Here is a 26279-nt window from a genome sequence, read left to right as displayed (position 1 = left end):
CCGGCGGAGCATGTGGGGCACCGCGGTGAGGTGGAGCAGGAGTGCACGGGCGCTCTGCGCCGGACCGGGTCTTGCGGGGCCGGGGCGCGTGCGGGCGCGGTGCTCTCGTATCAGGAGAGGGGCCGCTGGTCCCGTGCACAGACGCACGGGGGCGGGGGCGGAGCCGCTGGGGGCGCTAGCCGCGGCCGTGCGGCGCCTTGGGGCGGGAGCTCGGTGCCGGACACGCACAGGGGGTGCGCCGTTGGCGTTCCCGTCCCGCGTGCGTGCGCTTCATAGGAGGAGTGTACGTCCGCTGCGGTCCCCTGCCCAGGGCCGGGTCACCGTGTGTTGCCGCGCAGAACGGCGCAGTCACCCCGAGCCAGCTCAAGACGGTCGGCCCCGTGTCCTGACACCAGGTCGTGTGCGTCCTCGCCCAGGCCGAGATCCGCGGCGCGCACCTTCTGTGCGGTGTCGGTGTGATTGAGCACGAACACCCGTGACGGTGCCCGGCGAGGTCGTCCAGGCGCGCGTCCTCGCCAGATCACGCGGACCGGGACGACGCGCCTCGCAGCCGCTCGCCCGGCGTTCGTGTTCGGGTCTCCACGAGTCCGCTCGGCCAGAGGTTGCGGCAAACTCCAGCGCCGCTGCCGATGGCTTCCCCTGGGGCGCCGGTGGACCACTCCCTGCATCAGGGCGGTCGCCGCCGCGCCGGGACCACCGACTTCAACCGCACTCCACCGATGCGCGGATGGCCAGTGCCGAGGGATCGGCCACCACCGGGTTGAGGGCCGCCGCCACCTCGGTGGTGAGCGCCCCGCCGTCGAAGACATGGGCCACCGCGGCGGGATCCACGGCCGTGCCGTACTGGACCGACAGGTGCTCGGTGAACGCCGAGGCGGGGTCGGCGGCGGTCAGCCGGCCCAGCAACCACGCCGCGCCGTCGTCGCCCCGGTCCTCGGGCGGGAACTCCACCGTCGCGGTACGCCACGCGCCGTCCCCCTCCTCCCGCCACAGCAGCGCGGTGGCCTCGAACACGCCCTCCGGACTGAAGTCGGGGTGCTTCAGCAGGGAGGCGAACACCGGGGGCAGGCCGTCGGTCAGCCCGGGCCACAGTCCCTCGTCAACGGCGACGTAGGGGCTCATCGGGGACTCGTGGTCGAAACAGCGGATCAGCGCGGCCTCGGCGGACAGCACGATCGAGTAGTTGTCGCCGCCGCCGTTGTCCATACCCGCGAGGTCCCACGGCTCGGACCAGCCCCTGTCGAAGGAATGCGTGCGGTAGCTGTTGTCGGGGGCGACGAGGAACTCCACCGCTGCCATGGCCCGGCACAGCTCGCGCAGAACCGGAACCGACGGGAGCAGGGGGGCGACCTCAGGAGCGTTCATCCCTGTATCCAACCAGTTGCTGCCGACACGGCACCGTCTGCCAGACGGAACGGCGCGGCCTCAGGCGGCGCTTCGGCTGGGCGGCAACGGCAGCGCACCGGTGTCCAGCGCGTCCACCAGGGCCATCGCCCCGCCGCGTGCGGCGGCGCTCAGGCCCAGGGCCGAGGCATCCACGCGGCATCCTCCGGAGTCCGCGGCGAAGACGTGCGCGCCCAGGACCGCCCGGCAGGGCGGCAGCAGCCACGGAGCCAGGGGCACGAAGTATCCACCGAACACCACCGCACGCGGGTTGAGTAGGTTCACCAGGGTCGCAGCGCCCCGGCCCAGCCAGGTCCCGGCGTCCTCCAGCGCCTCCAGCACGGTTGGATCCCCGGCCTCGGCACGCTGCACCGTGAGGTCCACCATGGCGCCGACGTCGATGCTCGCGGTGCGCTCGGGAGCCAGGACGTCGGGAAGCGCGCGGCGCAGCACGGCGTCCACACCGGCCAGCGCCTCCAGGCACCCCCGTCGGCCGCAACCGCAGGCGGGACCGTCCTTGAGCAACGGGATGTGTCCGAGTTCGCCGGCGAACCCGCCGGACCCGCGCAGCAACCGGCCGTCCATCAGCAGGCCCGCGCCGATGCCGACCTCCCCGGTGATGTAGACGAGATCGGGGGTGCGGGCCAGATGCCCGCCCCGGTACTCGGCGATCGCGCCGAGGTTGGCGTCGTTGTCCACGAGCAGGGCCAGTCCCGGGTGGCCGGCATCCGCCAGCAGCGCCGACAGGCGGTCGCGCAGGGCGAAACCGTGCCAGTCGAGGTTGGGCGCGTTGGTGACGGTGCCCGAGGCGGAGTCGATCAGACCGGGCACGGCCACGCTCACCCCGAGCAGGGCCCGCCGGCGCATCAGGGGGTCGCCGATGACCTCCAGCAGCGCGTCACGCAGTCGGCGTGCGCACGCCTCCGGTCCGGCCGCGCGCGCGTCGAACTCCACATGTTCGGTAAGAAGCTCTTGTTCCAGCAGGTCAACGGCTACGATCGAGACGTAGTTGACGTTGATCTCCAGCCCGATGGCGGCCAGGGTCTGGTGGTCCAGGGTGAGCATGACGCCGGGCCGGCCCACCTTGCGCTCGGCCTGCTGCCCGGTCTCGCGGACCAGCCCCCGGCCGATCAGGTCGGCCACGATGCTGGACACGGTCGCCTTGGTCAGCCCCGTGGCGCCCGCGACCAGGGCGCGTGAGCACGGCGCCTGTTCGCGGATCGTGCGCAGCACGATACCCAGATTGGTCTCTCTGATGGCCTGGAATCCGGCCGGTCCCTCACTCACGCCCACCACGCGGCATCTCTCCCATGTCCGTGCGCGCCGACGGCGCCCCCGCACCAGTGTGGCGGGACGGGCCGGCGCCTGCGCCGCCGCTGCCTCGGCAATCAATTTATTCAATCACCAAACTAATGGGATTTTCTGCTCGGCAGCCGTGCGCGGGGGTGGCGCAAGGGGCTTCTGGCGTCGAGAGGAGGCGGTAATTTTGCACTATTTAAAGCAAAGTGTACTATTGCACGATGTGATAGATGGTGCAAAAAAACCGGTCGGGCGGGCGGCCAAGAAGAGCAGGACCCGTCATGAACTGAGCCGGGTCGCGCGCGAGCTGGTCGCGCAGCACGGGATGGCGGGCTTCACCGTTGACGAGCTCGCGGCCGAGGTCGGTGTCTCGCGGCGGACGTTCTTCAACTACTTTCCGACCAAGGAACACGCGGTCATCGGCCGGGTCGAGGACGGTTTCGACGACGACCTGGTGGAGTGGTTCCTCGCCGGTGCGGCGCCGGGCCGCCTCGTCAACGACCTCGTCGAATTCTCGGTCAGCCACCTCGTCCGCCTCGACATCGGTTTCGACGACATCGAGACCGTTCGCCGGGCCCTCGACCGCGAACCCCAACTGCTCAACCTGATCGTGCGCGACGGGGAGGAGCACGACCGGCGGCTGATCGACCTCGTCCGCACCCGCGAGGGACTCCCCGAGGAAGACCCCGTGCCCCGCCTGGCCGTCCGCCTCGTGGGCGTCGTCATGCGCACCGCCTCCGAGGAGATCCTGCGCCACGGTCCGGGCACCGACCTCGGCGCCCTCGTCCACACCCACCTCGCCGCGGCGCGCGCGCTGTTCGCCCCGGCCCCGACCGACCACACAGCCTAGGACCGCAATGGACTCCACCACCCTCGACTCCCGGCCCGCGCAGGCCCCGCTGGTCCTGACCCGGCGCCGGATCTGGATCATCTTCGGTGCCCTGCTCAGCGGCATGCTGCTGGCCAGCCTCGATCAGACCATCGTCTCCACCGCCATGCCGACCATCGTCGGCCAGCTCGGCGGGGTCGAGCACCAGACCTGGATCACCACCGCCTACCTCCTGGCGACCACGGTCGCCATGCCGGCCTACGGCAAGCTCGGCGACGTCCTGGGCAGGCGCCACCTCTTCCTGGGCGCCATCGCGATCTTCACCGTCGCCTCCATCGGCTGCGCGTTCGCCCCGGACTTCTGGACCTTCGTCGCCTTCCGCGCCATGCAGGGGCTCGGCGGCGCCGGGCTGATGGTGCTCTCACAGACGATCATCGCCGACATCGTCCCGGCCAAGGAGCGCGGCAAGTTCATGGGCCCGCTCGGCGCGGTCTTTGGAGTCTCAGCCGTGGCCGGACCGCTCCTGGGCGGACTGTTCGTCAACCACCTCACCTGGCACTGGGCCTTCTACATCAACATCCCCATCGGCATCGCCGCCTTCGCGGTCGCCTGGAAGATGCTCACCCTGCCCGGCAAGCGCCCGGTGAAGCGCATCGACTGGCTCGGCCTGGCGCTGCTGTCGGTGGCCACCACCTGCCTCATCCTCGCCACCGACCTGGGCGGCGGCGAACTCGGGTGGACCGACCCGGTGACCCTGCTCGCCGCGGGCGGCCTCGTCGTCGCGCTGCTGTGCTTCCTCATGGTCGAGCGCCGAGCCCAGGACCCGATCATCCCGCTCTCGCTGTTCCGCAACCCGATCTTCGTCAACGCCACCGCCATCGGTCTGATGCTCGGCCTGGGAATGTTCGCCGCCCTGGCGTTCGTGCCCACCTTCCTGCAGATGGCGGCGGGGACCTCGGCCGCCGCATCCGGCCTGCTGGGGCTGCCCATGATGGTGGGCCTCTTCGCCACCGCCACGTGGTCGGGGCTCGCGATCAGCCGCACCGGACGCTACCGGCCCTACCCGATCGCCGGAATCGTCCTCATGCTCGTCGCGATGATCGCGATGACCACGCTGAGCGGCCAGACCCCGATCTGGCTCATCTGTACCTACCTGTTCGTGTTCGGCAGCGGTATCGGGCTGGTCATGCAGGTGGTCGTCCTGGTGGTCCAGAACGCGGTGGACCCCGCGATGGTCGGTACCGCCACCAGTACCAACAACTACTTCCGCGAGGTCGGTGCGAGCCTGGGCGTCGCCGTCGTCGGTGCGCTGTTCACCACCCGTCTCTCCGAGCGGCTCGGCGAGGCGTTCTCCGGCGCGGGCGCCTCGGCGGCCGAGGCGGAGGAGGCCGCGGCCACCATCGATCCGGCGACCCTCGCGTCCCTGCCCGAACAGCTGAGGCTGGTCATCGTGGACGCCTACGCCGACTCCCTGGCACCGGTGTTCTGGATCCTCGTTCCTTTCCTCGTCGTCGCGCTTCTGCTGGCGCTGTTGCTCAAGCAGATCCCGCTCTCCGACACCGCCGGGATGGTCGCGCGCGGAGAGGCCGTCACGGAGGAGCCCACAAGGGACGCCACGGCGGACGCACCCGAGACCGCGTCCGAGGCCCAGGACGCCGACCGCCCCGACAGCACCGGCGCCACCACTGAGCAGGGGGCCGACCGCAGGTGAACCCGTGGGCGTCCGGGGGGCCGAGAGCGCCGGCCCCGGACATCCGCGACGGGGATGCGCGGCGGTGCACCGCCGGTGCGTCGAGCGGGGCGGTGTCCTTCGCGGACACCGCCCAACGGCCGTTCCAGATGCTCTTCGATGCGGCCGCACCCGCCGAAGGCCGGTCAGGCAGGCGGCTGCGCAGCGGCAGAGGCGAACCCGAGCCAGGTGTGTCGGTTGCCGGCCCAGCACCAGCCGACCTTCGGGGCACCGCGGTTGTCGCGGCCGTCGCGCCCGGTGCCGCCGCTGATCCAGATCGCGGGGGTGCGGGAGTCCAGGGCGGTGCCCTTCCTGCGTTTGCGGGATCCGATCGTCATGAAGCAGTGGTTGGGCGCGAGGCGTTCGGGCTCCTGGAGCAGCCAGCTGATCCCCTCCCCGATGGTGAGGGGGCGCCGTCCCCTGGAGCTGATCTCCGGCAGCGCCTCATCGGGGCTCCAGTTGGCCATGTCGTCGCCCCGGTCAACCTCGCTGATCAGGTACAGCGCGTCCTCGGGGGCGTCGAGACCGTCGATGGGGGCGAACGCGTCGAGGTCGGCCATGTCCACCACGACGAACCCGCTCTTGTCTCCCCGGCTGAGCAGGGGCGCCAGCGCGCTCGCAGGGACGAGCCCGGGGTGGACGGCCACGATCGCGCCCGGCGCCTCGGCTGGGAGGTCGCGCGCCAGGGCGTGGAACTCCTCGACGGTCATACCGGCCAGCGCCGGCAGGCCCAGTTCGACGAGCCGGTCGATCTGACCGGCGATACCAGTGGGGGTGGTCCCTGCTGTGGGGGTGGGCGGCATGGTCGGGTACACCTCTCGTCGCGGGGAAGGGGGCACGCCCACAACTCCCGCGGCACGCGAAACATTCCCGTCGTGGTCGTGGTCGTGGTCGTTGCGGCTCCGGAGCCGCACAGGCTTGACAGGCAATTTGTTTAGTGATCAAACTAATGGGGTCCGCGTCTGGCGGCCGGATCGGCCAAGCCGCCCGGCCCATCCGTGAGAGGCAGCCCGCATGAGCGACTACCGGCCAACCCCAGAGGACCGCTTCAGCTTCGGCCTGTGGACGGTGGGGTGGCGCGGCCACAACACCTTCGGCGAGGCGGTGCGGCCCGTCCTCGATCCGGTCAACGCCGTGCACTCGCTCGCCGCGCTCGGCGCCCACGGCATCACCTTCCACGACGACGACCTCGTTGCGCCCGGCTCCGACGCCGCGGCCCGCGACACCGTCGTCAAACGCTTCACCGCAGCACTCGCCGAGACCGGGCTCACCGTCCCCATGGTCACCACCAACCTGTTCAGCGACCCCGTGTTCCGCGACGGCGGATTCACCTCCAACAGCCGGGACGTGCGCCGCTACGCCCTGCGCAAGGTCGTGCGCACCATCGACCTGGCCGCCGAACTGGGGGCGCGCACCTTCGTGTGCTGGGGCGGCATGGACGGCGCCGAGACCGAGGCGGGCAAGGACGACGCAGCAGCCCTGGACCGCCTGCGCGAGGCGTTCGACGTTCTGTGCGGCTACGTCCTGGACAAGGGCTACGACCTGCGTTTCGCCATCGAGCCCAAGCCCAACGAGCCGCGCGGCGACATCCTGCTGCCCACCGTCGGCCACGCCCTCGCCTTCATCAACCAGTTGGAGCGCCCCGAGATGGTGGGGGTCAATCCCGAGGTCGGCCACGAGCAGATGGCGGGACTGAACTTCGCCCACGGCATCGCCCAGGCCCTGTGGCAGGGGAAGTTGTTCCACATCGACCTCAACGGCCAGCGTGGTATCAAGTACGACCAGGACCTGCGCTTCGGCGCCGGTGACGTCAAGGAGGCGTTCTTCCTGGTGGACCTGCTGGAGAGCAGTGGATACGACGGGTCGCTGCACTTCGACTTCAAGCCGCCGCGCACCGAGGACATGAGCGGGGTGTGGGAGTCGGCGCGGGGCTGTATGCGCAACTACCTCATCCTCAAAGAGAAGGCCGCGGCTTTCCGCGCCGACCCCGACGTCCAGGAGGCCCTGGCCGCGTCCAGGGTCGCCGAGCTGGCCCGGCCCACCCTCGACCCCGGCGAGAACCTCAAGGATCTGCTCGCCGAAGAGATCGACCTGGCCGAGGTGGGAGAGCGCGGCTACCACTTCGAACGCCTCGACCAGCTCGCTGTGGAACACCTACTGGGCGTGCGCTGACGCGGCAGGACCGGTCATCGTGGCGGCGGCGACCCGAGCAGCGCGGCACGGCGCTGCTCGGGCGCGGCCCGCTCGCGCAGCCACGGCGGGCGGCTGTCCGCTGCGTCCTGGCCGGCCGTCTCCACGGCCACCCAGGCGGCCACCCAATCGTGCCCCGGGTGGCCGACGGTGCCGAGCAACCGCGCCCCCTCGGCATCGGCGGCCAGATCCAGGGCGCGCAGCCGGGCCAGTGCCGCCAGCAGCACCCATGACCAGCACACGGCCGCGATCACCACCACCACCGCTGCGGCCACCCATTGGCCCATGGCCAGCATGATGACGACCGGGACCGCGAACGCCGCCGCGAGCGGTCCGCCCTGGCGGCGAGTGGTGTGCACCCGTTCGCGTCGAGCCGCGGTAGCGGCCAGCCCCACGCCCCGGCCCAGCGCCCCGGCCACCGTCTCGGGCGGTACGTCCGAGGGCAGGGCCAGCACCCCCTTGCGCCCACCCGCGTGACGGGAGGAGTCATGACCGTCCATCGTGACGACGGGGGTCGGCAGCAGCGCCGCGATCGTCACCTGGTCGGCGAGGTCCTGGAACTCTTCGAGCGAGCGGGGCACGGGCGGGGGAGGGGGCATGCGGCGGCTCTCATATCTGATCGCGGTCGTGGTGTACACCCATGATGTGGGACGGGCCGCGGTGCGCGCCAGCGCCGGACAGCACCTCGGAGGTCGGCGCCGTCCGAACACCGATGCGCTGGAACCGCTACGCGCCCGTCCAGAGCACGCGTTCGATTGCGGGTGCGGGCGGCAGCCGGGAATCCTGGGTGGTGCTCCATGCGGACAGGGTGATGGCGAGGAACCGTTCGGACGCGGCGACGGTGTCACCGGGGAAGGTCCCGAGAAGCGCGTTATGCGTGATGAGCAGTGAGATCAGATCCGTGGGGGTGAAGTCCGGGCGCAACCGGTCCGTGCTCTTCGCACGCCGTACCAGATCCGTGAAGGCGGCGAAGGCCGCGGCCTGTTCGCTGCGGAGGTCGAGTTCGGTGGGGTGGGCGTTCAGGAACGCCGCGGTGAACGCGTGGTCTTCGCGCTGAAGGCGGCAGACACCGGTGACGGCCGCGCGAAACCCCTCCCACGGGTCGGGCGTCTCGGCGGCCGCGGTGATCAACGCGGCGCAGGAGTGCATCTGCTGGGTGAAGGCCGCGACGATCAGATCATGCCTGGTCGGGAAATGCCGGTACACGGTCGCGGTCCCGAGCCCGGACATGCGGGCGATGGTCGCGACGGGAACGTCGAGGCCTTTCCCGTTGAGGGCCTCACGGGCGGCCGCCAGGATGCGTTCCCGGTTGCGCCGCGCGTCCCCCCGGGAAGCCCGAATCCGAGAACCCTGCTGCTTCATTCATCCCACTTTACGCCGAACGGTCGGTCCCGCCCGTTCGACGATCTAGGTTCGTGAGCATCGTCCGATCCGAAGAGGAGCTCATGGCCGAGCTGATGCGCGCCGCCGTCTACCACCGCTACGGAGGGCCGGAGGTGCTCGGGGTCGAGCGGGTCCCACGACCGCGCCCGCGCCCGGGAAAACTGATCGTGAAAGTGCTGGCGAGCAGCGTGAACGGCGGCGAGCTGCTGGCCCGGTCCGGTGCGGTCCGGTTCATGGCGGCCCTGCAGCCGGGGTTCCCGAAGAGGGTCGGGCTGGACTTCGCCGGCACCGTCAACGCCGTCGGTGAAGGGGTCCGCTCTCCCCAGGTCGGCGATATCGTCTGGGGCCAATCGCGACTGGACGCCGCCGCGGAGTACATCGAGGCGAGCCTGGAGCGGGTCTCCCGCATCCCGGCCGGCCTCGACCCGATCCGCGCCGCAGCGCTGCCCGCGGTCGGGACGACGGCGATCACCGCGCTCGAACAGCACGCCCGCCTCCGGCCCGGCGAGCGGATCCTCGTCCGCGGAGGCGCGGGCGGGGTGGGCAGCGCCGCCGTACAACTGGCGCGCGCCGCTGGGGCGCACGTCACCGCTCTGGCCTCGCCGGAGACGGCCGCCCGGGTCGAGGCGCTCGGCGCGGACGTCGTCCATGACTACCGGACGACGTCCCCGGAGCGCCTGGGCCCCTTCGACGTCATCCTCGATACCGCCTTCTCCGACCTCGAGTCGTTCCGCAGGAGACTTGCGCCCGGCGGACGCCTGGTCACGATCACCTTCGACCACCGCCACATTCCCCGCAGCCTCGCCTACATCGCGCTCTCCGTCCGGCACGGTCGGCAACGGGTCCGCTTCTTCAGCGGCAACCCCAAACGCGCGCTCTTCGAACGCCTGGCGACACTGGCCGAACGAGGCGCGATCGCCCCCGTCGTCGATTCCGTCTACCCGTTGGAGGAGATAGCCGCAGCACACGCCCACGCGGAGCGCGGTGGCACCGTCGGCAAGATCCTCGTGGCCGTCAACGGCCCCACCGCGGCAAAGACGCCGTAGAGCCGGGGCGCCCCGGACGCCACCTGCGCGCCCCAGCGGAAGTCGTCCTCGACCACCGAGGCGTCGATCTCGAAGACCTCGCGCGCCTCGGCGAGTTTGGCCGTCACCTCCTTGGCGTCGGCCTCGGGGGCCCGCACGCGCAGGTCGTCGAACTCCACCACCTCCACGTGCCCGCCCAGGTCCGCGGTGACCATGGTCAGGTCGGTGGAGACGTCCAGCATGCCCGGGTAGAGGTGGCCCATGAGTCCGTGCCGGCCCCCGCGCGGCACCGACCGCACACCCGCTGCGCGCACCCAGTTCTCGATGCGCCGCCAGGCGCGGGTCCTCCAGGTACCCCGACACCGAGCGGAACTCCACGCCGGCGCGCGCGAACGTGTTGGCCATCTCCGGCAGCGGGCAGGCACCGCAGTAGGCCAGCCAGGCACCGGTGTCGAAGGAGGCGTGGTCCATGGACCCGGTGGGCTGGAGGTTGATCAGCAGCACCGGCGCCCCCGAGCGCTGGGCGATCGGCATGACCACGGTCGCGGTCATGTACGTGGTCAAAAAGCACACGATGAGGTCGCAGTCGGCCGCGCGCAGCCGCTGGGCCGCCTCGGCGCCCTCGACGGCGTCGGAGACGAAACCGACGTTGACCACCTCGGCGTCGAAGCCCCGCATCCGCTCGGCCACGCGTTCGGAGGAGCGTCGCAGCCGGGCAGTAGATCGGGGAACTGCGGCCAGTAGGCGCCCAGGCCGCCGGCCACCAGACCGATCGTGGGCCGGGCGCTTGCTTGGTCGGTGGCCGTGAACGACGATGCGACGGTCATGGCCGTTCCTTTCCGATGCCCTGAAGGGTGCGGTGGGGCGTGGTCTAGTCGCGGTAGGCGGCGGTGGAGCCGCGCACCACGAGTTCGGGAGCGAAGAGCATCCGCTCGTAGCCGTGGCGGGGGTCGTCGAGCTCGGCGCTGAGCAGCCGCATCGCCGCCCGTCCGATCTCGTACTTGGGCTGGGCCACCGTGGTCAGGCCCGGGTGGACCAGGGCCGCCACGTCGATGTCGTCGTAGCCGACCACGGAGATGTCGTGCGGGGCGCTCAGACCGCGCTCGCCCAGGCCCTTGAGCAGCCCGAGGGCGAGCTGGTCGTTGGCGCAGAAAACCGCCTGGGGGCGCCTGCGCGGGCCGCCGGCCAGGACCTCCTCCACGCCCTTCTCCCCGGAGGCGGCCGTCAACGAGCCGGTCTCGATCACCCGTACCGAATCCTCCGCGTCGATCCCGCTCTCGGCCAGCGCCGAGCGCAGGCCGGCCAGACGCGTGCGGCACTGCTCCAGGCCGAGCGGACCGCTCAGGAAGGTGACACGTTCGTGCCCCAGGTTGATCAGGTGCCGTCCTGCGGCCACCCCCCCGGCGTGGTTGTCCACGCATACGCTGCTGCCCAGGTCGGCGCCCACGTCGCCGCGGTCCAGCAGCACCCAGGGAATGCCGCGGTCGCGCAGCCACATCAGGTCGGTCACGTCGTTGTCCACGGGCATGACGACCGCGCCCGCGACGCGCTGCTCGGCCAGCAGCCGCAGCGAGCGGCGCTGCCGGGCGAGGTCCTCGGCCGAGTTGAGCAGCATGACGGTGCGCCCGGCCTCGGCGGCCTCGTCCTCCACCCCTTGGGCCACCATCGTGAAGAACGGGTTGGTGACGTCCAGGACGAGCAGCCCCACCGAGTCGCTGCGCCCGGAGCGCAGGTTGCGCCCGGAGGAGTTGCGCACGTAGTCCAGTTCCCGGATCGCCTTCTCCACCCGCAGCCGGGTGGCCTCGGCGACCCGCTCGGGCCGGTTCAACACGTTGGAGACGGTCCCGGGGGAGACTCCGGCCCGTGCCGCGACGTCGTTGATGCCGACAGGCCGTTTGACGTTCTCGGTCGAGGACACGCGGGGGCTCCGAACAGGGTCGCGACGGTGGACATGTGAGGCGCGGCTTATCGTCACAGCTTGATTGAAACGTGTCAATGGCAAGGTGTCCTCTCCGTTGACAAGCCCCGCAGGTCAGTTGCTCTGGGTGAGGATAGAGAATGGAATATCTAAATATGTAACTTTGTGTTAGTAATTTTGCTGGCCTCTTGACTCAAGGATGGAGCAGATCTAACGTCTCTCTCAATTAAAACGTTTTTTCGTCGCGGTGGGCGGCGACTGGGCCCGATCGTCGAGGAGGCTGCCGTGGCCCAGAAGCCCCCTTTGCCCCTCCGCCCTCGCACTCGTCGGCGCGGCCACGTCCTTCGGAGCGGCCGAGGGCTCCGAGAGGTGCCGCCGGAGCGGGGGCCATTCCCCGAGGAGAGACCACCCATGCAGCGCGTCTGCTTCCTGCTCAAAGTGAGGCCCGAGCGGCTGGCCGAGTACCGCCGACGCCACGCCGCCATCTGGCCGGACATGCTCGCTGCGCTCAGCGCGTCCGGCTGGCGCAACTATTCGCTGTTCTGCCGCGAGGACGGCCTCCTCGTGGGCTACCTGGAGACCGACGACTTCGCCGAGGCCCAGGCCGCGATGGAACGTACGGAGGTCAACGCCCGCTGGCAGCGGGACATGGCGCCGTTTTTCGAGGGCATCGACGGCAATCCCGACGAGGCAATGGTGCCCCTCACCGAGGTCTTCCACCTCGCGTGAGCGGCCCGGCCGTCGGTTAAAACGATTTATCGCCAAACGCCCAACCGGTCCACAACCCGACCCCTGCCGTCCGAGTCGTTTTCACCGTTCCGCTTGACTGATAGGCGGAAAATCCAAGCGACATCGAATTGCAACGTTGTAATCAGTGGACTTGGCCGATCGGAGCAGGAGCTTCCCGAGATGACCGAATTCAGTGCAGTCAAGGAGCCGCTGGCCCGCCAGGCCATCGAGCTGCCCTCGTGGGCGTTCGGCAACAGCGGCACCCGGTTCAAGGTGTTCGGCCAGCCGGGGGTGCCCCGCACCCCGCACGAGAAGATCGCCGACGCCGCCCAGGTGCACGCCTACACCGGTATCGCCCCCACCGTGTCGCTGCACATCCCCTGGGACCGCGTCGAGGACTTTACCGAACTCGCCGAATACGCCGCCGAGCAGGGGGTGCGCCTGGGCACCATCAACGCCAACGTCTTCCAGGAGGACGACTACCGCCTGGGAAGCGTCACCAATCCCGATCCCGCGGTGCGGCGCAAGGCCCTGGACCACCTGCTGGAGTGCGTGGACGTCATGGACGCCACCGGCTCGCGCGACCTCAAGCTGTGGTTCTCCGACGGAACCAACTACCCCGGCCAGGACGACATCCGCGCCCGCCAGGACCGCCTCGCAGAGGCACTGGCCGCGGTCTACGCGCGCCTGGGCGACGACCAGCGCATCGTGCTGGAGTACAAGCTCTTCGAGCCCGCGTTCTACACGATGGACGTCCCCGACTGGGGCACCGCCTACGCCCACTGCCTCGAACTGGGCGACAAGGCCAAGGTCGTGGTGGACACCGGCCACCACGCCCCCGGAACCAACATCGAGTTCATCGTCGCCTTCCTGCTGCGCGCGGGCAAACTCGGCGCCTTCGACTTCAACTCCCGCTTCTACGCCGACGACGACCTGATGGCCGGCGCCGCCGACCCCTTCCAGCTGTTTCGCATCCTGCACGAGGTGGTGCGCGGAGGCGGCCTCTCCGCTGAGGCCGGCGTCGCCTTCATGCTCGACCAGTGCCACAACATCGAGCCCAAGATCCCCGGTCAGATCCGCTCGGTGCTCAACGTCCAGGAGGCCACCGCCAAGGCCCTGTTGGTCAACGCCGACACGCTGGCGGAAGCCCAGGCCCGGGGCGACGTGCTCGGCGCCAACGCCGCGCTGATGGACGCCTACAACACCGACGTACGTCCGTTCCTGGCCGACCTGCGCACCGAGCAGGGGCTGGACCCCGACCCCATAACCGCTTTCGCCCGCTCCGGCTACGCCGAGCGCGTGGCCGCCGAAAGGGTGGGCGGCCACCAGGCGGGATGGGGGGCGTGAGCATCCCCGCCCCCACACCACCCAACCCATCGGAAGGACCGACCGCCAGATGACCTCTCCCACGCCCCACCCGCAGGCCCAGGCACTCCTGCGCCGCTCCAACGCGCTGGGCGCCGACCCGCGCAACACCAACTACGCCGGGGGAAACACCTCCGCCAAGGGCACCGACACCGACCCCGTGACGGGCGAGCCGGTGGAGCTGCTGTGGGTCAAGGGCTCCGGCGGTGACCTGGGCACGCTCACGGAGGACGGTCTGGCCGTGCTGCGCCTCGACCGGCTGCGCGCGCTGGCCGGGGTCTACCCGGGAGTGGAGCGCGAGGACGAGATGGTCGCGGCCTTCGACTACTGCGGCCACGGCAAGGGCGGCGCGGCCCCCTCCATCGACACCGCCATGCACGGCCTGGTGGAAGCCCCCCACGTCAACCACCTGCACCCCGATTCCGGGATCGCCCTGGCCTGTGCGGCCGACGGTGAGAAGCTGACCGCGGAGTGCTTCGGCGACCGTGTGGCCTGGGTTCCCTGGCGCCGCCCCGGCTTCCAGCTCGGGCTGGACATCGCCGCCATCAAGGCCGCCACCCCCACCGCCATCGGCGTGATCCTCGGCGGCCACGGAATCACCGCCTGGGGCGACACCTCCGAGCAGTGCGAGGCCAACTCCCTGGAGATCATCCGCACCGCCGAGGCGTTCATCGAGGCCCGCACCACCGACGAGCACGCCTTCGGGCCCGTTCTGGAGGGCCGCGCCGCCCTCCCCAAGGACCAGCGCCGGGCGCGCGCGGCAGCCCTGTTCCCGGTCCTGCGCGGTCTCGCCTCCACCGACCGCCCCCAGATCGGCCACTACAGCGACTCCGCCGCGGTCCTGGACTTCCTGTCCCGCGCCGAGCATCCGCGCCTGGCCGCGTTGGGCACCTCCTGCCCCGACCACTTCCTGCGCACCAAGGTCCGCCCGCTGGTCCTGGACCTGCCCGCCGACGCACCGCTGGCCGACGCGGTGACCAGGCTCAAGGAGCTGCACGCCGCCTACCGCGAGGAGTACCGGGGCTACTACGAGTGCCACGCCGACGCCGACTCCCCGGCGATGCGCGGCGCCGACCCCGCCATCGTCCTCGTCCCCGGCGTGGGCATGTTCTCCTTCGGCACGGACGCCCAGACCGCCCGGGTCGCCGGTGAGTTCTACGTCAATGCCGTCAACGTCATGCGCGGCGCGGAGACCGTCTCCGCCTACGCCCCCATCGAGGAGGCGGAGAAGTTCCGCATCGAGTACTGGGCGCTCGAAGAGGCCAAGCTCCAGCGCATGGCCGCGCCCAAGCCCCTGGCCACCCGGGTGGCGTTCGTGACCGGCGGCGGATCGGGGATCGGGCGCGCTATCGCGCTGCGCCTTGCCGCCGAGGGCGCCTGCGTGGTCGTCGCCGACCGCGATGCCGACACGGCCGCGAAGGTGGCCGCCGAGATCGGCACCGCCGACCGGGCGGTTGCCGTCACCGCCGATGTCACCGACGAGTCGGAGGTCGCCGCCGCGCTGGCCGCGGCGGCACTGGCCTTCGGCGGTGTGGACCTGGTCGTCAACAACGCGGGACTGTCCATCTCCAAGCCCCTGCTGGAGACGACCGCCGCCGACTGGGACATTCAGCACGGCGTGATGGCCCGGGGCTCTTTCCTGGTGGCCCGTGAAGCCGCCCGGATCATGGCCGCCCAGGAGATGGGGGGCGACATCGTCTACATCTCCAGCAAGAACGGGGTCTTCGCCGGCCCCGACAACATCGCCTACGGTGCGGCCAAGGCCGACCAGGCCCACCAGGTGCGCCTGCTGGCCGCAGAACTGGGTGCGCACGGGATCCGGGTCAACGGGGTCAACCCCGACGGGGTGGTGCGCGGATCGGGGATCTTCGCGGGAGGGTGGGGGGCCGAGCGTGCCGCCGTCTACGGCGTGTCCGAGGACAAGCTCGGCGAGTTCTACGCCCAGCGAACCCTGCTCAAGCGCGAGGTGCTGCCCGAGAACGTGGCAGCCGCGGTCTTCGCCCTGACCGGCGGCGACCTCAGCCACACCACCGGTCTGCACGTCCCGGTGGACGCCGGGGTGGCGGCGGCGTTCCTACGCTGAGCACCGGGCGGGATGCAGGAGCGGCGCCGCTCCTGCATCCCGCCCCACCAGGGGGTTCCCAACCCCGTCAACCGAGCGGTACCCCGCCCCTGTCACGACTCCTGCGGTCGCCGGGCCCGCGAACTGTGGACGCCCCGGACCGCGGAGTCGCCCCGAGCCCGACCGAAAGGCATCCCCGCATGACCGAGCCCCGATCCTTCGCCGCGGTGGACCTCGGCGCGTCCAGCGGGCGCGTCGTGGTGGGCAGGGTGGGCGGTGCCGAACTCGCCCTGGAGCAGGCGCACCGCTTCCCCAACGAGCCGGTGCGCCTGCCCGGCGGTCTGCACTGGGACATGCTGGGGCTGTACCGCGAAGTGCTGCGGGGGCTGCGACTGGCCGCCGGGCACCGCCCCGTGTCGGTGGGCGTGGACTCCTGGGCGGTGGACTACGGTCTCCTCGACGCCACCGGCGCGCTGCTGGGCCTGCCCCACCACTACCGCGACACCCGCACCGACGGCGTCGCGGCCCGGACCGCCGAAGAACTGGGGTCCGAACGCCTCTACGCGCTGACCGGCATGCAGTTCCTGCCCTTCACCACCGTGTTCCAGTTGGCAGCCGCACGCGACAGCGCCGCACTGGACGCGGCCGCCACCCTCCTGCTCGTCCCCGACCTGGTCAACTACTGGCTGACCGGCCAGATCGGCGCGGAGGTCACCAACGCCTCCACCACCGGGATGCTGGATGCCGCCACCCGTGCCTGGCTGCCCGGACTCGCCGAAGCCGTGGGGGCGCGCCCCGCACTGCTGCCGCCGTTGCGCGAGCCGGGGACCACCGTCGGCGAACTACTGGCCGATCCCGCTCGCTCCACCGGCCTCACCGGCACCCCCGTCGTCTCGGTCGCCTCCCACGACACCGCCTCCGCCGTCATCGGCGTACCCGCCACCACGCCCGAATTCGGCTACATCTCCTGCGGAACGTGGTCCCTCGCAGGGCTGGAGCTGGACGCCCCGCTGCGCACCGAGGGCGCTCGACGCGCCAACTTCACCAACGAGCTCGGCGTGGACGACACCACCCGCTTCCTGCGCAACGTCATGGGACTGTGGCTGGTCAGCGAGAGCATGCGCACGTGGGGACTGGACGCCGCGGCGCTCCCCGCCCTGGTCAACCGGGCGGCGGCTGCGCCGGCCTTCGCCGCCCTCGTCAACCCCGACGACCCGCGTTTCCTCGCCCCCGGTGACATACCCGCCCGTATCGATGCCTACTGCCGGGAAACCGGCCAGACCCCGCCCCGGGGCCGCGCGGCCGTCCTGCGCTGCATCCTGGAGAGCCTGGCCCTGGCCCACCGGCGTACGCTGCGCACCGCCGCTGTGCTCACCGGACGCGACCTGCGAGTGGTGCACATCGTCGGAGGAGGGGCGCGCAACGCCCTGCTGTGCCAACTCACCGCCGACGCCCTGGGACTGCCCGTGCTCGCCGGGCCGGTCGAGGCCACCGCCATCGGCAACGTCATGGTCCAGGCGCGGGCAGCCGGCCTGGTCGGCGACCTGGCCGGAATGCGCGCGCTGATCGCCGCCACCCAGGAGGTGCGCCGCTACGAGCCCCGCGGCGCGGAGGCGGACTGGGCCGCGGCGGCGGCGCGCATCGGCTGGGAGTAGCCGTCCGCTAAACGGGGCTGGCCGCTATCGGTCAGCCCCACATCGTCTCGGGGGTCGGACCCGGGCAGTTACGTGCCCGGAGGCATAAAAGCGCAATATGTTGACATTGTGTTACTTATTGACACCCCTGGGTGCTCGTCCGTCAATAAGGAGGCGAAGTCCACGTGCGGGCTCCGCCCTCCCACCCCCGCTTCTTGGAGGCATTGGTGAACGGACGACGAAGACTGCTCACGGCACTCACCCTCGCGGCGTTAGTGCTCTCCGGCGGTGCTACCGCCGGAGCCCACGCCGAGGACGGCGCGGCCCGCCCCGGCCCCCCGGCGCAGTACCGCGTGGACGGCCCCGCGACCGCAGCGGAGCGCACCGAGGTGGCCCGCACGGGCGCGGCCATCGACGGGGTCAACACCGGCTCCGTGCAGATCACAGCGACCTCTGCCGAGGTCAGGGCGATCGAGGCCCTGGGCTTCGAGGTCAGCCCGCTCCTGCGGACCCTGGACTTCCCCCCCAGTGACTCGGCGTACCACAACTACGCCGAAATGGTCGCCAGGATCGACAAGGCCGTGGCCGACCACCCCACTCTCGTGCGCAAGACCACCTTCGGTACCTCCCATGAGGGCCGCAACCTCCTCGCCGTCAAGATCAGCGCCAATGTCGCAACCGATCAGAACGAGCCCGAGGTCCTCTTCTTCCACCAGTTGCACGCCCGCGAGCACCTGACGGTCGAGATGGGCCTCTACCTCATCGACCTGCTCAGCGACGGCTACGGCAACGACGCCCAGATCACGCGGCTGCTCAACAGCCGTGAGATCTGGGTCCTGCCCAGCCTCAATCCCGACGGCAGCGAGTACGACATCGCCACCGGCTCCTACCGCAGCTGGCGCAAGAACCGCCAACCCAATTCCGGAACCACCGCGGTGGGCACCGACCTCAACCGCAACTTCGCCTACTTGTGGGGGTGCTGCAACGGCTCCTCCGGCAGCCCCTCCAGCACGACCTACCGCGGCCCCCGAGCCGAGTCGTCGCCCGAGGTCAGGGCGCTGTCCAACTTCGTGCGCGGCCGGGTCGTGGGCGGAAAGCAGCAGATCCGCGTCTCCATCGACTTCCACACCTACGGACAGCTCATCCTGTGGCCCTACGGCTACACCTACGCCGAGACCGCGACCGGCATGACCCGCGACGACTACGACACCCACGCCGCCCTCGGCCGCCGTATGGCCGCCCTCAACGGCTACACCCCCCAGCAGTCCAGCGACCTCTACATCACCGACGGGTCCAGCACCGACTGGCTCTGGGCCAACCAGAAGATCTTCGCGTTCACCTACGAGATGTACCCGGGCGGCGCCAGCGGCGGCGGCTTCTACCCGCCCGGTTCCATCATCAACCGCGAGACCAGCCGCAACCGCGGGGCCGTGCTCGAACTCGTCGAGTACGCCGACTGCCCGCAGCGGGTGATCGGCAAGCAGGCGCAGTACTGCGCCTAGATCATTGAGGGGAGATTCCTGAACTGCTTCTATGGCGAAGGGCGTCAAGGATCGGTATGTGAAGACCGACCTTGACGCCCTTCGCCGCGTCCAGCAGGAGGCGCCTCCAAACCCCCATCAACGATCTAGGCGGGGGAGCTCTTGGAGAACAGCTCCTGGAACTGGCCCCACTCGATCCTGGGCCGGTCGAGTCCCCGCCGCTCCAGGTACCGGTTCGTGGACCGGCGGGCGTCCCGCAGGATGCGGACCGCGCTGCTGCGGTTGCCGGCCCCCATCGGTTCGATGACCTTGCTGGGCACCAGCACCCATTGCTCCCCGTCCATGTGCAGCTCACCCCGGACCAGGGCGTTGTGCATGCCGTTGAGGTGCTCGTCGTGCCGGTGCACGAGCAGGGATGCCTTCCCGGGGACGGCGCCCTCGGGGACGTCCGCCTCGACGACGAATCCGGCGTCGGTGGCCCTGGGGCGCACGCGCGCCAGCAGCGGCGCTCCGGAGGCGTCCCGGACCCCCAGGACCCCGCTCGGGAAACGTGCCACCAGGTCGGCGCCGAGCGGCCCGGAACCGGTTTCCGTTCCCTGAGCGGGGTCCTGGCCGGGGACTGGTCCGGCGGCGAGTTGCTCGGTGAGGGGGATCCGCGTCTCCACCCGGTCGGGCGTGACGGTGATGGACAACCTCATGTAGTACCAGTCCATGAGCCACCGTCCCGGCGCCCGGACGTATCCCAGACTGTGCGGCTGGCGTTCGAAGAGCCTGCGCCAGTAATCGGCCGCCTCGCCGGGACCGGTCAGGATCTCCTCGGGGCAGGTGGCGGTCCCGCTGACGAACACCTGGGGCAGGTCGGCGCGGCCGCTGCCGGTGGGGTCGGAGAAGAGCACCGACACGCGCCCGTCGCGTCGGACGTTGAGCGCCTTCTGTGCGTAGGCCAGGGACGTGGTGATGAGCAGTGTGTCGTCCGGGTGCCGCCAGACGGCGGTTGGCCAGGTCAGCGGGGTGCCGTCGGCCCCGAGCGTGGTGAGTTCGCCGGTCCGGTAGGTGTCGATGGCCTCGGCGGTCCGGGAGGCGATGGGGGTGGCCGTCACAGGGGTTTCCTTAGAGGAGGGGGAGGGGCGACCGGACTCTTCCCCCTGAAGGGATGAGGAAACCCCCACGGTCTCCCGGTTCACACCTTCCCCTGCCCCGGTCCCGTCCATCGCCGCGATCGGGCCGGTCAACGCCGTTTCGACCTGGTGGGAGACCCCGCACCCGAACGCGAACAGGCCCCGCACGTGTTCAACGTCATCCCCATCGGACCCGGGCAGTGCCCGGCCGTGGACGATGAGGGATGTGCCGGGGCCGGGGCCGAGAAGGCCGCTGCGGATCCGGGGCACGTGTTCATCGGGCCGGCACGCAAGGACGAACCCGACGACGGCCGGTCCCCCTCCTGGCCGCGCCAGAGGATCGAGACGATCATCTGGAGGGTGAAGGACCTGCTCGGGCCGGAACGCCACGCCGCGCGCACCACCGGGGGGTGCGGGAACGGGTGTGTCGGCGCGTCGCAAAACGGGCCGGTGCCGCCCGATCCGGGGCAGGAACTCGATCGTCGGGAAGGCGCGGCCATGCGACGACCGCGCTTTCCACGCCGGCTCCGAACGGGGTCGGGACCGGATCTACCAGCCGAGGGGCTGGGCGTCGCGGAAGAAGCCGCCCCGCGGACCGTCGTCGGGCAGGGTCGCGGCCCAGACGACCCCCGGAGCGCTTTCCTCGACCGGGCGCGCACCGAACGCCTCGGCGCCGGGCACCGTCGCCGTCACGCCAGGGCAGACCGCGTTCACGATCACGGGAGTGTCGGCCAGCTCGGCCGCCAGGACAGCGGTGAAAGCGTTGAGTGCCGCCTTGCTGATCGCGTGGGTCGCAGCCGTGCCGCCGAACACGGGAAAGCCGTACCGTTCGTCGGTGTGCGATCCTGCGCCCGAGCTGACGTTGACGATCCGGGGATGGTTCGACCGGCGCAGCAGGGGCAGGAATGCCTGCGTCGTCCGCCATGTTCCGAACAGCGTCACCTGAAAAGCGTCAGTGGCGATCGCGAGGTTCGCCCGGGAGGGCGTCTCGTCCCTGTCGGGGTGGGCGGCTGCGTTGTTGATCAGGATGTCGAGGTGCGCCCAGCGGGCGGCGAACGCTGCGGCTGCCGTGTTGACCGACTCCTGGTCGGAGATGTCCAGTCCCACGGGCAGGGCCTCGGCTCCGTCAACGCGTTCGACGGCGGCAGCCGCGTTGACGGGGTTGCGCGCGGAGACGACCACGCGTGTTCCGAGCCGGCTCAGCTGTCGGGCGACCTCTTCGCCGATCCCGTGTGCGGCTCCGGTGATCAGGGCGGTCGTCGCCAGGCGGCCGGGTGCGCCGTCGGGGCGGTTGTCGTCGGAAGTCCCGTTGTCGAGCATTGCTTGTTCCTCTCGTTGCCTGCGGGCCCGTCGTGTGTCACCTGGACTCGATTCGTCCGAGCGGGGCGGGTGCGCTTGCGAGCGCGTTGCTGGCGAAGTCCCAGGCGTGTTCGTCCAGGCCCAGCTCGGTGCACAGGAAAGCCCAGGTGAGCCACAGGGCCGCATCGGCCAGTTCCGGGTTCTCGTCCGACGCTTCGGCGGCGTCGTAGCCGGACACGCCCCCGAGGGCGTGCCCCGCACCGAAGAGTCGGAGCAGCGCTTTGCGGCCGGGGGAGAGCGCGTAGGCGTCGGTGTACCACTCGGGGCCGCGGACGGTCAGGTGGGTCGAGACGTCTTCGACACCCCCGATGACGAGTGCGGGAGCATCCATGTGGGAGAACTCGGTGCCCGAGAGGATGGGGTAGTGCTCCTTGGCGTACTCGCTCAGCGAGTCACCGCCCCTGCCGGGCGCGGACATCACGACACCGGCCGTGAAGCGGGGGTCGGCGAGATCGAGTTCCGATCCGTTCGTCGGGTCAACGGTGCGGGCGCCCAGCAGCAGGCTCGCCGTGAACCCGCCCATCGAGTGCCCGACGACGGCGATCCTGCCTGGATCGGTGCGTCCTCGCAGCTGGGGCAGTGCCTTCTCGACATCGTCGAGGTGATCGAGGATGAACGACATGTCCGTGGTTCGTGTGCGCCAGTACAGCGGTGCTTCGGGGTCGTCGGCGTCGCGCAGACCGAGCGTCGCCGAGTCCAGGTGCGTGGGATGGAGCACCACGAAGCCGTGCGCAGCAAGGAAGTTCCCCAGTGGTCCGTAGCCGTACAGCGACGACAGGAAGTTCGACGGTCCGTGTCCGTGCGACAGCAGGACGATGGGCAGGCCCGCGCCGGACACCGGCGCCGAGACGCGCAGTTCCAGATCGACGGCGCGATCCGGGGTCGGCAGTGTCACCGGGGCAAGGGACAGTACCGCCGAAGCGGGCACGGGGTTGCGGGTGTAGCCGGTGTAGCTCATGGAAGTGGTTCCTCTTGTGGAGTGGTGCGGCCGGCGCCGCCGTCGCAACGCCGCGGCCGGCTCGCGGCCGGGCTTTAACGGATCAGTGTTCCGGTAAAGACGATACGGAACATTGTTCCGGATTGTCAAAGGCTCTCCGGGGCATCGTCGGATGGGCCGATGGCAGACGAGGTCCGGCCGACTCCACTCGTAACGGATCGCCGTTCCAGTAACCTGCGGTGCGGAAGGCGTTCCACGACACCAAGGCCCCTTAGGGACTATCCAGATGACAGAACAGGGATCGGCGACATCCCCGCGTCGGGCTCGGCGCGCCGATGCGCAGCGAAACGAGCGAAGGCTTCTCGACGCTGCCGCCGCTGTCTTCGCGGCTTCGGGCGTTGACGCGCCGATCCGTGAGATCGCGGCGGAAGCGGGCGTCGGCCTGGGAACCATCTACCGGCACTTCCCGACCCGTACCGAGTTGGTCGTCGAGGTGTACGGGCACCAGGTGGAGGCATGTGCGGCTGCGGGCCCCCGACTGCTCACCGAGGCGGCTTCGCCTCTCGACGCGCTCCTTGCGTGGGTCAACCAGTTCGTCAACTTCGTCATCACCAAGCACGGTCTCGCCGACGCGCTGGGCTCGGACGACACCGGATTCCAACGACTGCACGCGTACTTCCTCGATCGGCTCGTTCCGGTGTGCGCGGAGCTGTTGGACGCTGCCGAAAGCTCCGGCCAGATCGCATCCGGTGTGGACGCCTACGAATTGATGCGCGGAATCGGGAACCTCTGCATCGGACACGAGACCGACGCCCGGTACAACCCCCGCCACATGGTCGGACTGCTTACTCGCGGTCTGCGTGGTTCAGGCGCCGACTCCTCGACCCCGCCGTCGGCCAGTGCGTGACCACTGCCGCCGGCCGGCGCCGGATGCGCGGTCCACAACGCTCGATGCTTCGGCCCGCTCACGGCTCCGCCTACTCGACGGCGCGATCGCGCCCCTTACGCACGACCGTGTCGTGGCCGGTGCCCGACGGTCCTTTCGGAAGGCGGGGCGGTGGTCGCACCGTGGCGAGCGGCCGGTTCGGCAACGGCACGGCCGGTGCTCAGGACGGCCCGGCTGGGCCCGCGGTCGTCGGCGCGGGCGCTCGACGCCCGTCGGTGCCCCTACATGGCGCAAGGCACAGGTGTTGCGGCTAGTACGCGCCGCCGTCGGCCGCTGACGGTGCCGACCCGCCGCGTCCGGTGCGGCGGGCAAGCGACAGCGCCACGGGCAGGCAGGCGGTGGCGGCCACGGCCGCGACCGCGAACGCCGGACCGTAGCCCAGGGTCTGGGCGACCACCCCCAGCCCCAGGGCGCCGACGCCGGTCCCGGCGTCGAACCCGATGTTCCAGGCCGCACTGGCGGTGCCGTACTCCGCCGGACCCGACCGGCGAAACATCAGCACCATGGTTTCGTTCTGCACGCCGCCGAACCCCGCACCGAACAGCACCGCTCCCACGATCACCAACGTCACGGCCACGGCCCCCGGCCCGCTCCACCCCTGGCCTGCCGGCCACAGCGCCCACGCCAGCAGGATCATCCCCGACGACGCCCCCAGCGCGCCGGCCACCAGCAGCGACCGCCCGGGCCCCCGGTCGTTGGCCAGCCCCGCCGCCCAGCGGCCCACCAGTACGGCAGCGCTGTACCCCAGCAGTCCGGCCGTCGCCACCCACGGTGCGGCCGCCAAGGGGATGGCCAGAAAAGTGACCACGGCACTGGAGGCGACCGCCAGCACCAGCATCGCCACCAGGGGGGCGGCAAGCGTCCCCCACAGCCGCAGCACCGTGCGGCCGTCGGCGCGCTGTCCGTCCCGTCCGGCCCGGTCGGCATCGCCACGGACGTCGAGCCGGATCGCCGCCGCGGCCACCGCGCCCAGGAGCGGTGCCAGCGTCGCGGCGAGGAACGGTACCCAGAAGCCCACGTTCAGGCTCAGCCACACTCCTGCAGGGAGGACGACCAGGAGCGGGGCCCCCACCGCCATTCCGTAGTAGCCCGCGGCGCGGCCGATCTGCCCGGGCGGCACCAGCCGGGCGGCCAGCGCCGATCCCACCACGGTCACCATGCCGAATCCCACGCCGCGCACGGCCGCGACCACCAGCAGGGGGACGAGGTCAAAGGACAGACCCACGAGTGCGGTGGGCAAGCCCAACAGCAGCGACCCGGTCACGAACGTCCACCGGTAGCCCCCGCGCGCCAACAGCCACGGCATCCCCAGCTGCATCGCGACGGTGGTGAGCATGAAGACCGCCGTTGTCGCGCCGGCCCCGATCTCACCCGCGCCGCCCCGGACCGCCCACAACGGGACCAACGGCAACAACATCGCGTACCCGCTGAAGCTCGCCACGGTGGCCAGCAACAGCAGCCGAAAGGCCCGGCTGCGCAGGCCGTCGTGCCGGGAGCCGGGTACGGGGGAGAAAGGGAGGGCCATCGTTCCTTTCTAGCCCAGGCGTCGGCACGGGCGACAGGGAGGGCCCATCATCGGGTGTTTTCTTGGGCAGGGCGGACGTCCCCCGGGTGAACCTGAGTACATTGCCCCAGGCGCACCCCGCGCGGACCGGGCAAGATGGCCCGGAGCACCCCGGCCGCACCGCCCCTCCACCGCGACGAGGAACCCCCCAATGGATCACCACCCCCACCATCAAAACCACGGCCGCGCTCCGCACCCCACCGCGGTTTCCGTCACCGCCCTGGTCGTGGTCTTCGCGGTGGTCGCATGTGCCGGCGCCGTCGCCGCGATCTACGCCATCGTCGCCTCCGGCGGCCAAGGGGCGGTCGGGGAGTCCGCGTCGGCGCCGGTCACGCCCGAACCGTCGCAGCAGGAACAACCGGGACAGGGAGGCCCCGACGGCCTGCCCCGCACTCCTCGGCTGGGCATCGAGGTCGTCCAGAGCGGGACCACCGTTGGGGTGGCGGCCGACGCGGGCTCCGGCGATTCCCGCACCTCCCAGGTCGCCTTGGAGCGTCTCCCCTTCGAACTCCGCGTCCCCGACCTGGACGAGGAGACCCCGGTCCGGATCTGCGCCTGGACCGACGACTCGGTGTTCTCCCTGGACAGCGACACCGAACTCGAGGACGTTTTGTGCATGGCGCCGGGCACGGGAGCCGCCGACACCGAGTACAGCAGCGGCATCCTTTTTCTGGGTACCGACCGGCACAACCACCTGGTGGGGACCCGCCTGCGGGACACGCCCGACGGTGCGCGGGCCGCCTACTACGACACCGTCCACGACGCTCGCGACCGCGCCGTTCCGATCGTTGACTGGGAGGACGACCTCTACCTGGCCGTGGTCGTTGACCGCGACGCGGACGAGGCCATCGGCAACAGCGAATACGAGTACCTCGCGCTGAGCTTCCCGGCCGCTCCTTAGACCTGCGGGAGGTTCAGCCCCTCTCCCGCGGGGCCGGGGGCACGGAATCGGCACCGCCCAGTTCGATGACCTGTTCCAGGCGCGCGGCCACCTCGACGTCCACCGCGGTCACCGTGTCGGTCCCCGGAGTGCGTACGCGCAGCACCAGTCCGTTGGGGGTGTCCACCGCGTCCACGTGGTCGCGGTCCTTGCCCGCGGCCTGGTCGAACGCGCGGCCGAGCCCTTCGGGGTCGTCGGTGCGGGCCAGCCGGGCCAGTACTCCCGCCTGGTACTCCCAGTTGCCCAGCGCGCTCAGCGCGGTGTCGATCTCGTCCCTGGTCAAGGCGTCCATGTCCGGCCTCCTCCGTGTGCGGGTCGTCCCTCTGGCCACGGCGGCTACCCGAGGCGCGGCCGTTGACCACATTCGTGCGGCATCGCCGCCGGTCCG

General features: G+C 70.8%; 24 protein-coding genes. 11 read left to right on the top strand and 13 right to left on the bottom strand.

Translation table 11 applies throughout. The features are described 5' to 3' along the window. Positions 1 to 317: 317 nt before the first annotated feature. From AC0VYP_RS13425 to AC0VYP_RS13415, 3 genes are all read right to left on the bottom strand, one after another. Complete coding sequence (locus AC0VYP_RS13425) at positions 318 to 467, bottom strand: hypothetical protein (protein ID WP_285760029.1); 150 nt, start codon at positions 465 to 467, stop codon at positions 318 to 320. Positions 468 to 702: 235 nt separating this feature from the next. Then, positions 703 to 1365, bottom strand: a complete 663-nt coding sequence (locus AC0VYP_RS13420; protein ID WP_285760028.1) for a hypothetical protein — start codon at positions 1363 to 1365, stop codon at positions 703 to 705. Between the two features lie 60 nt (positions 1366 to 1425). Next, the gene (locus tag AC0VYP_RS13415) at positions 1426 to 2676 is read right to left on the bottom strand and encodes an ROK family protein (RefSeq protein WP_475474251.1); all 1251 of its coding nucleotides are present in this window, start codon (positions 2674 to 2676) and stop codon (positions 1426 to 1428) included. A gap of 229 nt (positions 2677 to 2905) precedes the next feature. On the opposite strand from AC0VYP_RS13415, the gene AC0VYP_RS13410 reads away from it, so the two are divergent. Together AC0VYP_RS13410 and AC0VYP_RS13405 are read left to right on the top strand one after the other, a co-directional pair. Further along, positions 2906 to 3532 carry a TetR/AcrR family transcriptional regulator gene (locus AC0VYP_RS13410; RefSeq protein WP_475474249.1) on the top strand — a complete coding sequence of 209 codons (627 nt, stop codon included), beginning with the start codon at positions 2906 to 2908 and terminating at the stop codon, positions 3530 to 3532. Positions 3533 to 3539: 7 nt separating this feature from the next. Further along, the gene (locus tag AC0VYP_RS13405; RefSeq protein WP_475469931.1) at positions 3540 to 5222 is read left to right on the top strand and encodes an MDR family MFS transporter; all 1683 of its coding nucleotides are present in this window, start codon (positions 3540 to 3542) and stop codon (positions 5220 to 5222) included. Between the two features lie 164 nt (positions 5223 to 5386). On the opposite strand, the gene AC0VYP_RS13400 is transcribed toward AC0VYP_RS13405, so the two are convergent. Next, positions 5387 to 6043 carry a DUF5701 family protein gene (locus tag AC0VYP_RS13400; RefSeq protein WP_475469930.1) on the bottom strand — a complete coding sequence of 219 codons (657 nt, stop codon included), beginning with the start codon at positions 6041 to 6043 and terminating at the stop codon, positions 5387 to 5389. Between the two features lie 211 nt (positions 6044 to 6254). Between AC0VYP_RS13400 and xylA the strand changes: the two genes are divergently transcribed. Continuing rightward, positions 6255 to 7412, top strand: coding sequence for a xylose isomerase (xylA, locus tag AC0VYP_RS13395; protein ID WP_475469929.1), 1158 nt, complete (start codon positions 6255 to 6257; stop codon positions 7410 to 7412). Positions 7413 to 7426: 14 nt separating this feature from the next. Here xylA and AC0VYP_RS13390 read toward each other — a convergent pair whose 3' ends face one another. Together AC0VYP_RS13390 and AC0VYP_RS13385 are read right to left on the bottom strand one after the other, a co-directional pair. After that, positions 7427 to 8029 (bottom strand): hypothetical protein, encoded by a 603-nt coding sequence (locus AC0VYP_RS13390; protein WP_475469927.1) that lies wholly within the window; start codon positions 8027 to 8029, stop codon positions 7427 to 7429. Between the two features lie 127 nt (positions 8030 to 8156). Next, positions 8157 to 8792 (bottom strand): TetR/AcrR family transcriptional regulator, encoded by a 636-nt coding sequence (locus tag AC0VYP_RS13385; protein WP_475469925.1) that lies wholly within the window; start codon positions 8790 to 8792, stop codon positions 8157 to 8159. A gap of 53 nt (positions 8793 to 8845) precedes the next feature. On the opposite strand from AC0VYP_RS13385, the gene AC0VYP_RS13380 reads away from it, so the two are divergent. Further along, positions 8846 to 9859, top strand: a complete 1014-nt coding sequence (locus tag AC0VYP_RS13380) for an NAD(P)-dependent alcohol dehydrogenase (protein ID WP_475469924.1) — start codon at positions 8846 to 8848, stop codon at positions 9857 to 9859. On the opposite strand, the gene AC0VYP_RS13375 is transcribed toward AC0VYP_RS13380, so the two are convergent. Together AC0VYP_RS13375 and AC0VYP_RS13370 are read right to left on the bottom strand one after the other, a co-directional pair. Further along, positions 9751 to 10152: a hypothetical protein gene (locus tag AC0VYP_RS13375; protein ID WP_475469923.1), complete on the bottom strand. Its 402-nt coding sequence runs from the start codon at positions 10150 to 10152 to the stop codon at positions 9751 to 9753. The genes AC0VYP_RS13380 and AC0VYP_RS13375 overlap by 109 nt on opposite strands. Positions 10153 to 10709: 557 nt before the next feature. Further along, entirely contained in the window at positions 10710 to 11756 is a 1047-nt protein-coding gene (locus AC0VYP_RS13370) for a LacI family DNA-binding transcriptional regulator (RefSeq protein ID WP_475469922.1), read from the bottom strand. A gap of 411 nt (positions 11757 to 12167) precedes the next feature. Here AC0VYP_RS13370 and AC0VYP_RS13365 point away from each other — a divergent pair, with 411 nt between their 5' ends. The 5 genes from AC0VYP_RS13365 (at position 12168) to AC0VYP_RS13345 (ending at position 19048) form a co-directional block, all read left to right on the top strand. Next, positions 12168 to 12485 carry an L-rhamnose mutarotase gene (locus tag AC0VYP_RS13365; protein ID WP_285760018.1) on the top strand — a complete coding sequence of 106 codons (318 nt, stop codon included), beginning with the start codon at positions 12168 to 12170 and terminating at the stop codon, positions 12483 to 12485. Positions 12486 to 12665: 180 nt separating this feature from the next. Then, the gene (gene rhaI / locus AC0VYP_RS13360) at positions 12666 to 13832 is read left to right on the top strand and encodes an L-rhamnose isomerase (RefSeq protein WP_475469921.1); all 1167 of its coding nucleotides are present in this window, start codon (positions 12666 to 12668) and stop codon (positions 13830 to 13832) included. Positions 13833 to 13881: 49 nt separating this feature from the next. Then, positions 13882 to 15933, top strand: a complete 2052-nt coding sequence (locus AC0VYP_RS13355; protein WP_475469920.1) for a bifunctional aldolase/short-chain dehydrogenase — start codon at positions 13882 to 13884, stop codon at positions 15931 to 15933. A 179-nt stretch (positions 15934 to 16112) separates the two neighbouring features. Then, complete coding sequence (locus tag AC0VYP_RS13350; RefSeq protein ID WP_475469918.1) at positions 16113 to 17567, top strand: rhamnulokinase; 1455 nt, start codon at positions 16113 to 16115, stop codon at positions 17565 to 17567. 206 nt (positions 17568 to 17773) lie between these two features. After that, entirely contained in the window at positions 17774 to 19048 is a 1275-nt protein-coding gene (locus tag AC0VYP_RS13345; protein ID WP_475469916.1) for a M14 family metallopeptidase, read from the top strand. 125 nt (positions 19049 to 19173) lie between these two features. On the opposite strand, the gene AC0VYP_RS13340 is transcribed toward AC0VYP_RS13345, so the two are convergent. The 3 genes from AC0VYP_RS13340 to AC0VYP_RS13330 form a co-directional block, all read right to left on the bottom strand. Continuing rightward, the gene (locus tag AC0VYP_RS13340; protein ID WP_475469914.1) at positions 19174 to 20127 is read right to left on the bottom strand and encodes a hypothetical protein; all 954 of its coding nucleotides are present in this window, start codon (positions 20125 to 20127) and stop codon (positions 19174 to 19176) included. Positions 20128 to 20694: 567 nt separating this feature from the next. Then, on the bottom strand, positions 20695 to 21465 hold the full coding sequence (locus tag AC0VYP_RS13335) for an SDR family NAD(P)-dependent oxidoreductase (protein WP_475469913.1): 771 nt from the start codon (positions 21463 to 21465) through the stop codon (positions 20695 to 20697). Between the two features lie 37 nt (positions 21466 to 21502). Beyond that, on the bottom strand, positions 21503 to 22462 hold the full coding sequence (locus AC0VYP_RS13330) for an alpha/beta hydrolase family protein (RefSeq protein ID WP_475469912.1): 960 nt from the start codon (positions 22460 to 22462) through the stop codon (positions 21503 to 21505). A 265-nt stretch (positions 22463 to 22727) separates the two neighbouring features. On the opposite strand from AC0VYP_RS13330, the gene AC0VYP_RS13325 reads away from it, so the two are divergent. Next, entirely contained in the window at positions 22728 to 23348 is a 621-nt protein-coding gene (locus AC0VYP_RS13325) for a TetR/AcrR family transcriptional regulator (RefSeq protein ID WP_475469911.1), read from the top strand. Between the two features lie 289 nt (positions 23349 to 23637). Here the strand turns inward: AC0VYP_RS13325 and AC0VYP_RS13320 are convergent, their stop codons facing one another. Continuing rightward, entirely contained in the window at positions 23638 to 24912 is a 1275-nt protein-coding gene (locus AC0VYP_RS13320) for an MFS transporter (RefSeq protein WP_475469909.1), read from the bottom strand. 190 nt (positions 24913 to 25102) lie between these two features. Between AC0VYP_RS13320 and AC0VYP_RS13315 the strand changes: the two genes are divergently transcribed. Next, complete coding sequence (locus AC0VYP_RS13315) at positions 25103 to 25852, top strand: hypothetical protein (RefSeq protein ID WP_475469907.1); 750 nt, start codon at positions 25103 to 25105, stop codon at positions 25850 to 25852. Positions 25853 to 25865: 13 nt separating this feature from the next. On the opposite strand, the gene AC0VYP_RS13310 is transcribed toward AC0VYP_RS13315, so the two are convergent. Beyond that, the gene (locus AC0VYP_RS13310) at positions 25866 to 26183 is read right to left on the bottom strand and encodes a hypothetical protein (RefSeq protein WP_285760007.1); all 318 of its coding nucleotides are present in this window, start codon (positions 26181 to 26183) and stop codon (positions 25866 to 25868) included. Positions 26184 to 26279: the final 96 nt, after the last annotated feature.

The sequence above is a fragment of the Nocardiopsis sp. iso_186 genome, from assembly GCF_056173365.1.
Note: the sequence above shows the minus strand (reverse complement) of the source record. Positions and strands in the feature narration are given on the sequence as shown.

Excerpts from the sequence above, each read along its gene's own strand:
- AC0VYP_RS13420 (WP_285760028.1), bottom strand. The coding sequence starts at position 1,365 with ATGAACGCTCCTGAGGTCGCCCCCCTGCTCCCGTCGGTTCCGGTTCTG.
- AC0VYP_RS13405 (WP_475469931.1), top strand. The coding sequence starts at position 3,540 with ATGGACTCCACCACCCTCGACTCCCGGCCCGCGCAGGCCCCGCTGGTC.
- AC0VYP_RS13400 (WP_475469930.1), bottom strand. The coding sequence starts at position 6,043 with ATGCCGCCCACCCCCACAGCAGGGACCACCCCCACTGGTATCGCCGGT.
- xylA (WP_475469929.1), top strand. The coding sequence starts at position 6,255 with ATGAGCGACTACCGGCCAACCCCAGAGGACCGCTTCAGCTTCGGCCTG.
- AC0VYP_RS13390 (WP_475469927.1), bottom strand. The coding sequence starts at position 8,029 with ATGCCCCCTCCCCCGCCCGTGCCCCGCTCGCTCGAAGAGTTCCAGGAC.
- AC0VYP_RS13385 (WP_475469925.1), bottom strand. The coding sequence starts at position 8,792 with ATGAAGCAGCAGGGTTCTCGGATTCGGGCTTCCCGGGGGGACGCGCGG.
- AC0VYP_RS13365 (WP_285760018.1), top strand. The coding sequence starts at position 12,168 with ATGCAGCGCGTCTGCTTCCTGCTCAAAGTGAGGCCCGAGCGGCTGGCC.
- rhaI (WP_475469921.1), top strand. The coding sequence starts at position 12,666 with ATGACCGAATTCAGTGCAGTCAAGGAGCCGCTGGCCCGCCAGGCCATC.
- AC0VYP_RS13355 (WP_475469920.1), top strand. The coding sequence starts at position 13,882 with ATGACCTCTCCCACGCCCCACCCGCAGGCCCAGGCACTCCTGCGCCGC.
- AC0VYP_RS13350 (WP_475469918.1), top strand. The coding sequence starts at position 16,113 with ATGACCGAGCCCCGATCCTTCGCCGCGGTGGACCTCGGCGCGTCCAGC.
- AC0VYP_RS13335 (WP_475469913.1), bottom strand. The coding sequence starts at position 21,465 with ATGCTCGACAACGGGACTTCCGACGACAACCGCCCCGACGGCGCACCC.
- AC0VYP_RS13330 (WP_475469912.1), bottom strand. The coding sequence starts at position 22,462 with ATGAGCTACACCGGCTACACCCGCAACCCCGTGCCCGCTTCGGCGGTA.
- AC0VYP_RS13325 (WP_475469911.1), top strand. The coding sequence starts at position 22,728 with ATGACAGAACAGGGATCGGCGACATCCCCGCGTCGGGCTCGGCGCGCC.
- AC0VYP_RS13320 (WP_475469909.1), bottom strand. The coding sequence starts at position 24,912 with ATGGCCCTCCCTTTCTCCCCCGTACCCGGCTCCCGGCACGACGGCCTG.
- AC0VYP_RS13315 (WP_475469907.1), top strand. The coding sequence starts at position 25,103 with ATGGATCACCACCCCCACCATCAAAACCACGGCCGCGCTCCGCACCCC.
- AC0VYP_RS13310 (WP_285760007.1), bottom strand. The coding sequence starts at position 26,183 with ATGGACGCCTTGACCAGGGACGAGATCGACACCGCGCTGAGCGCGCTG.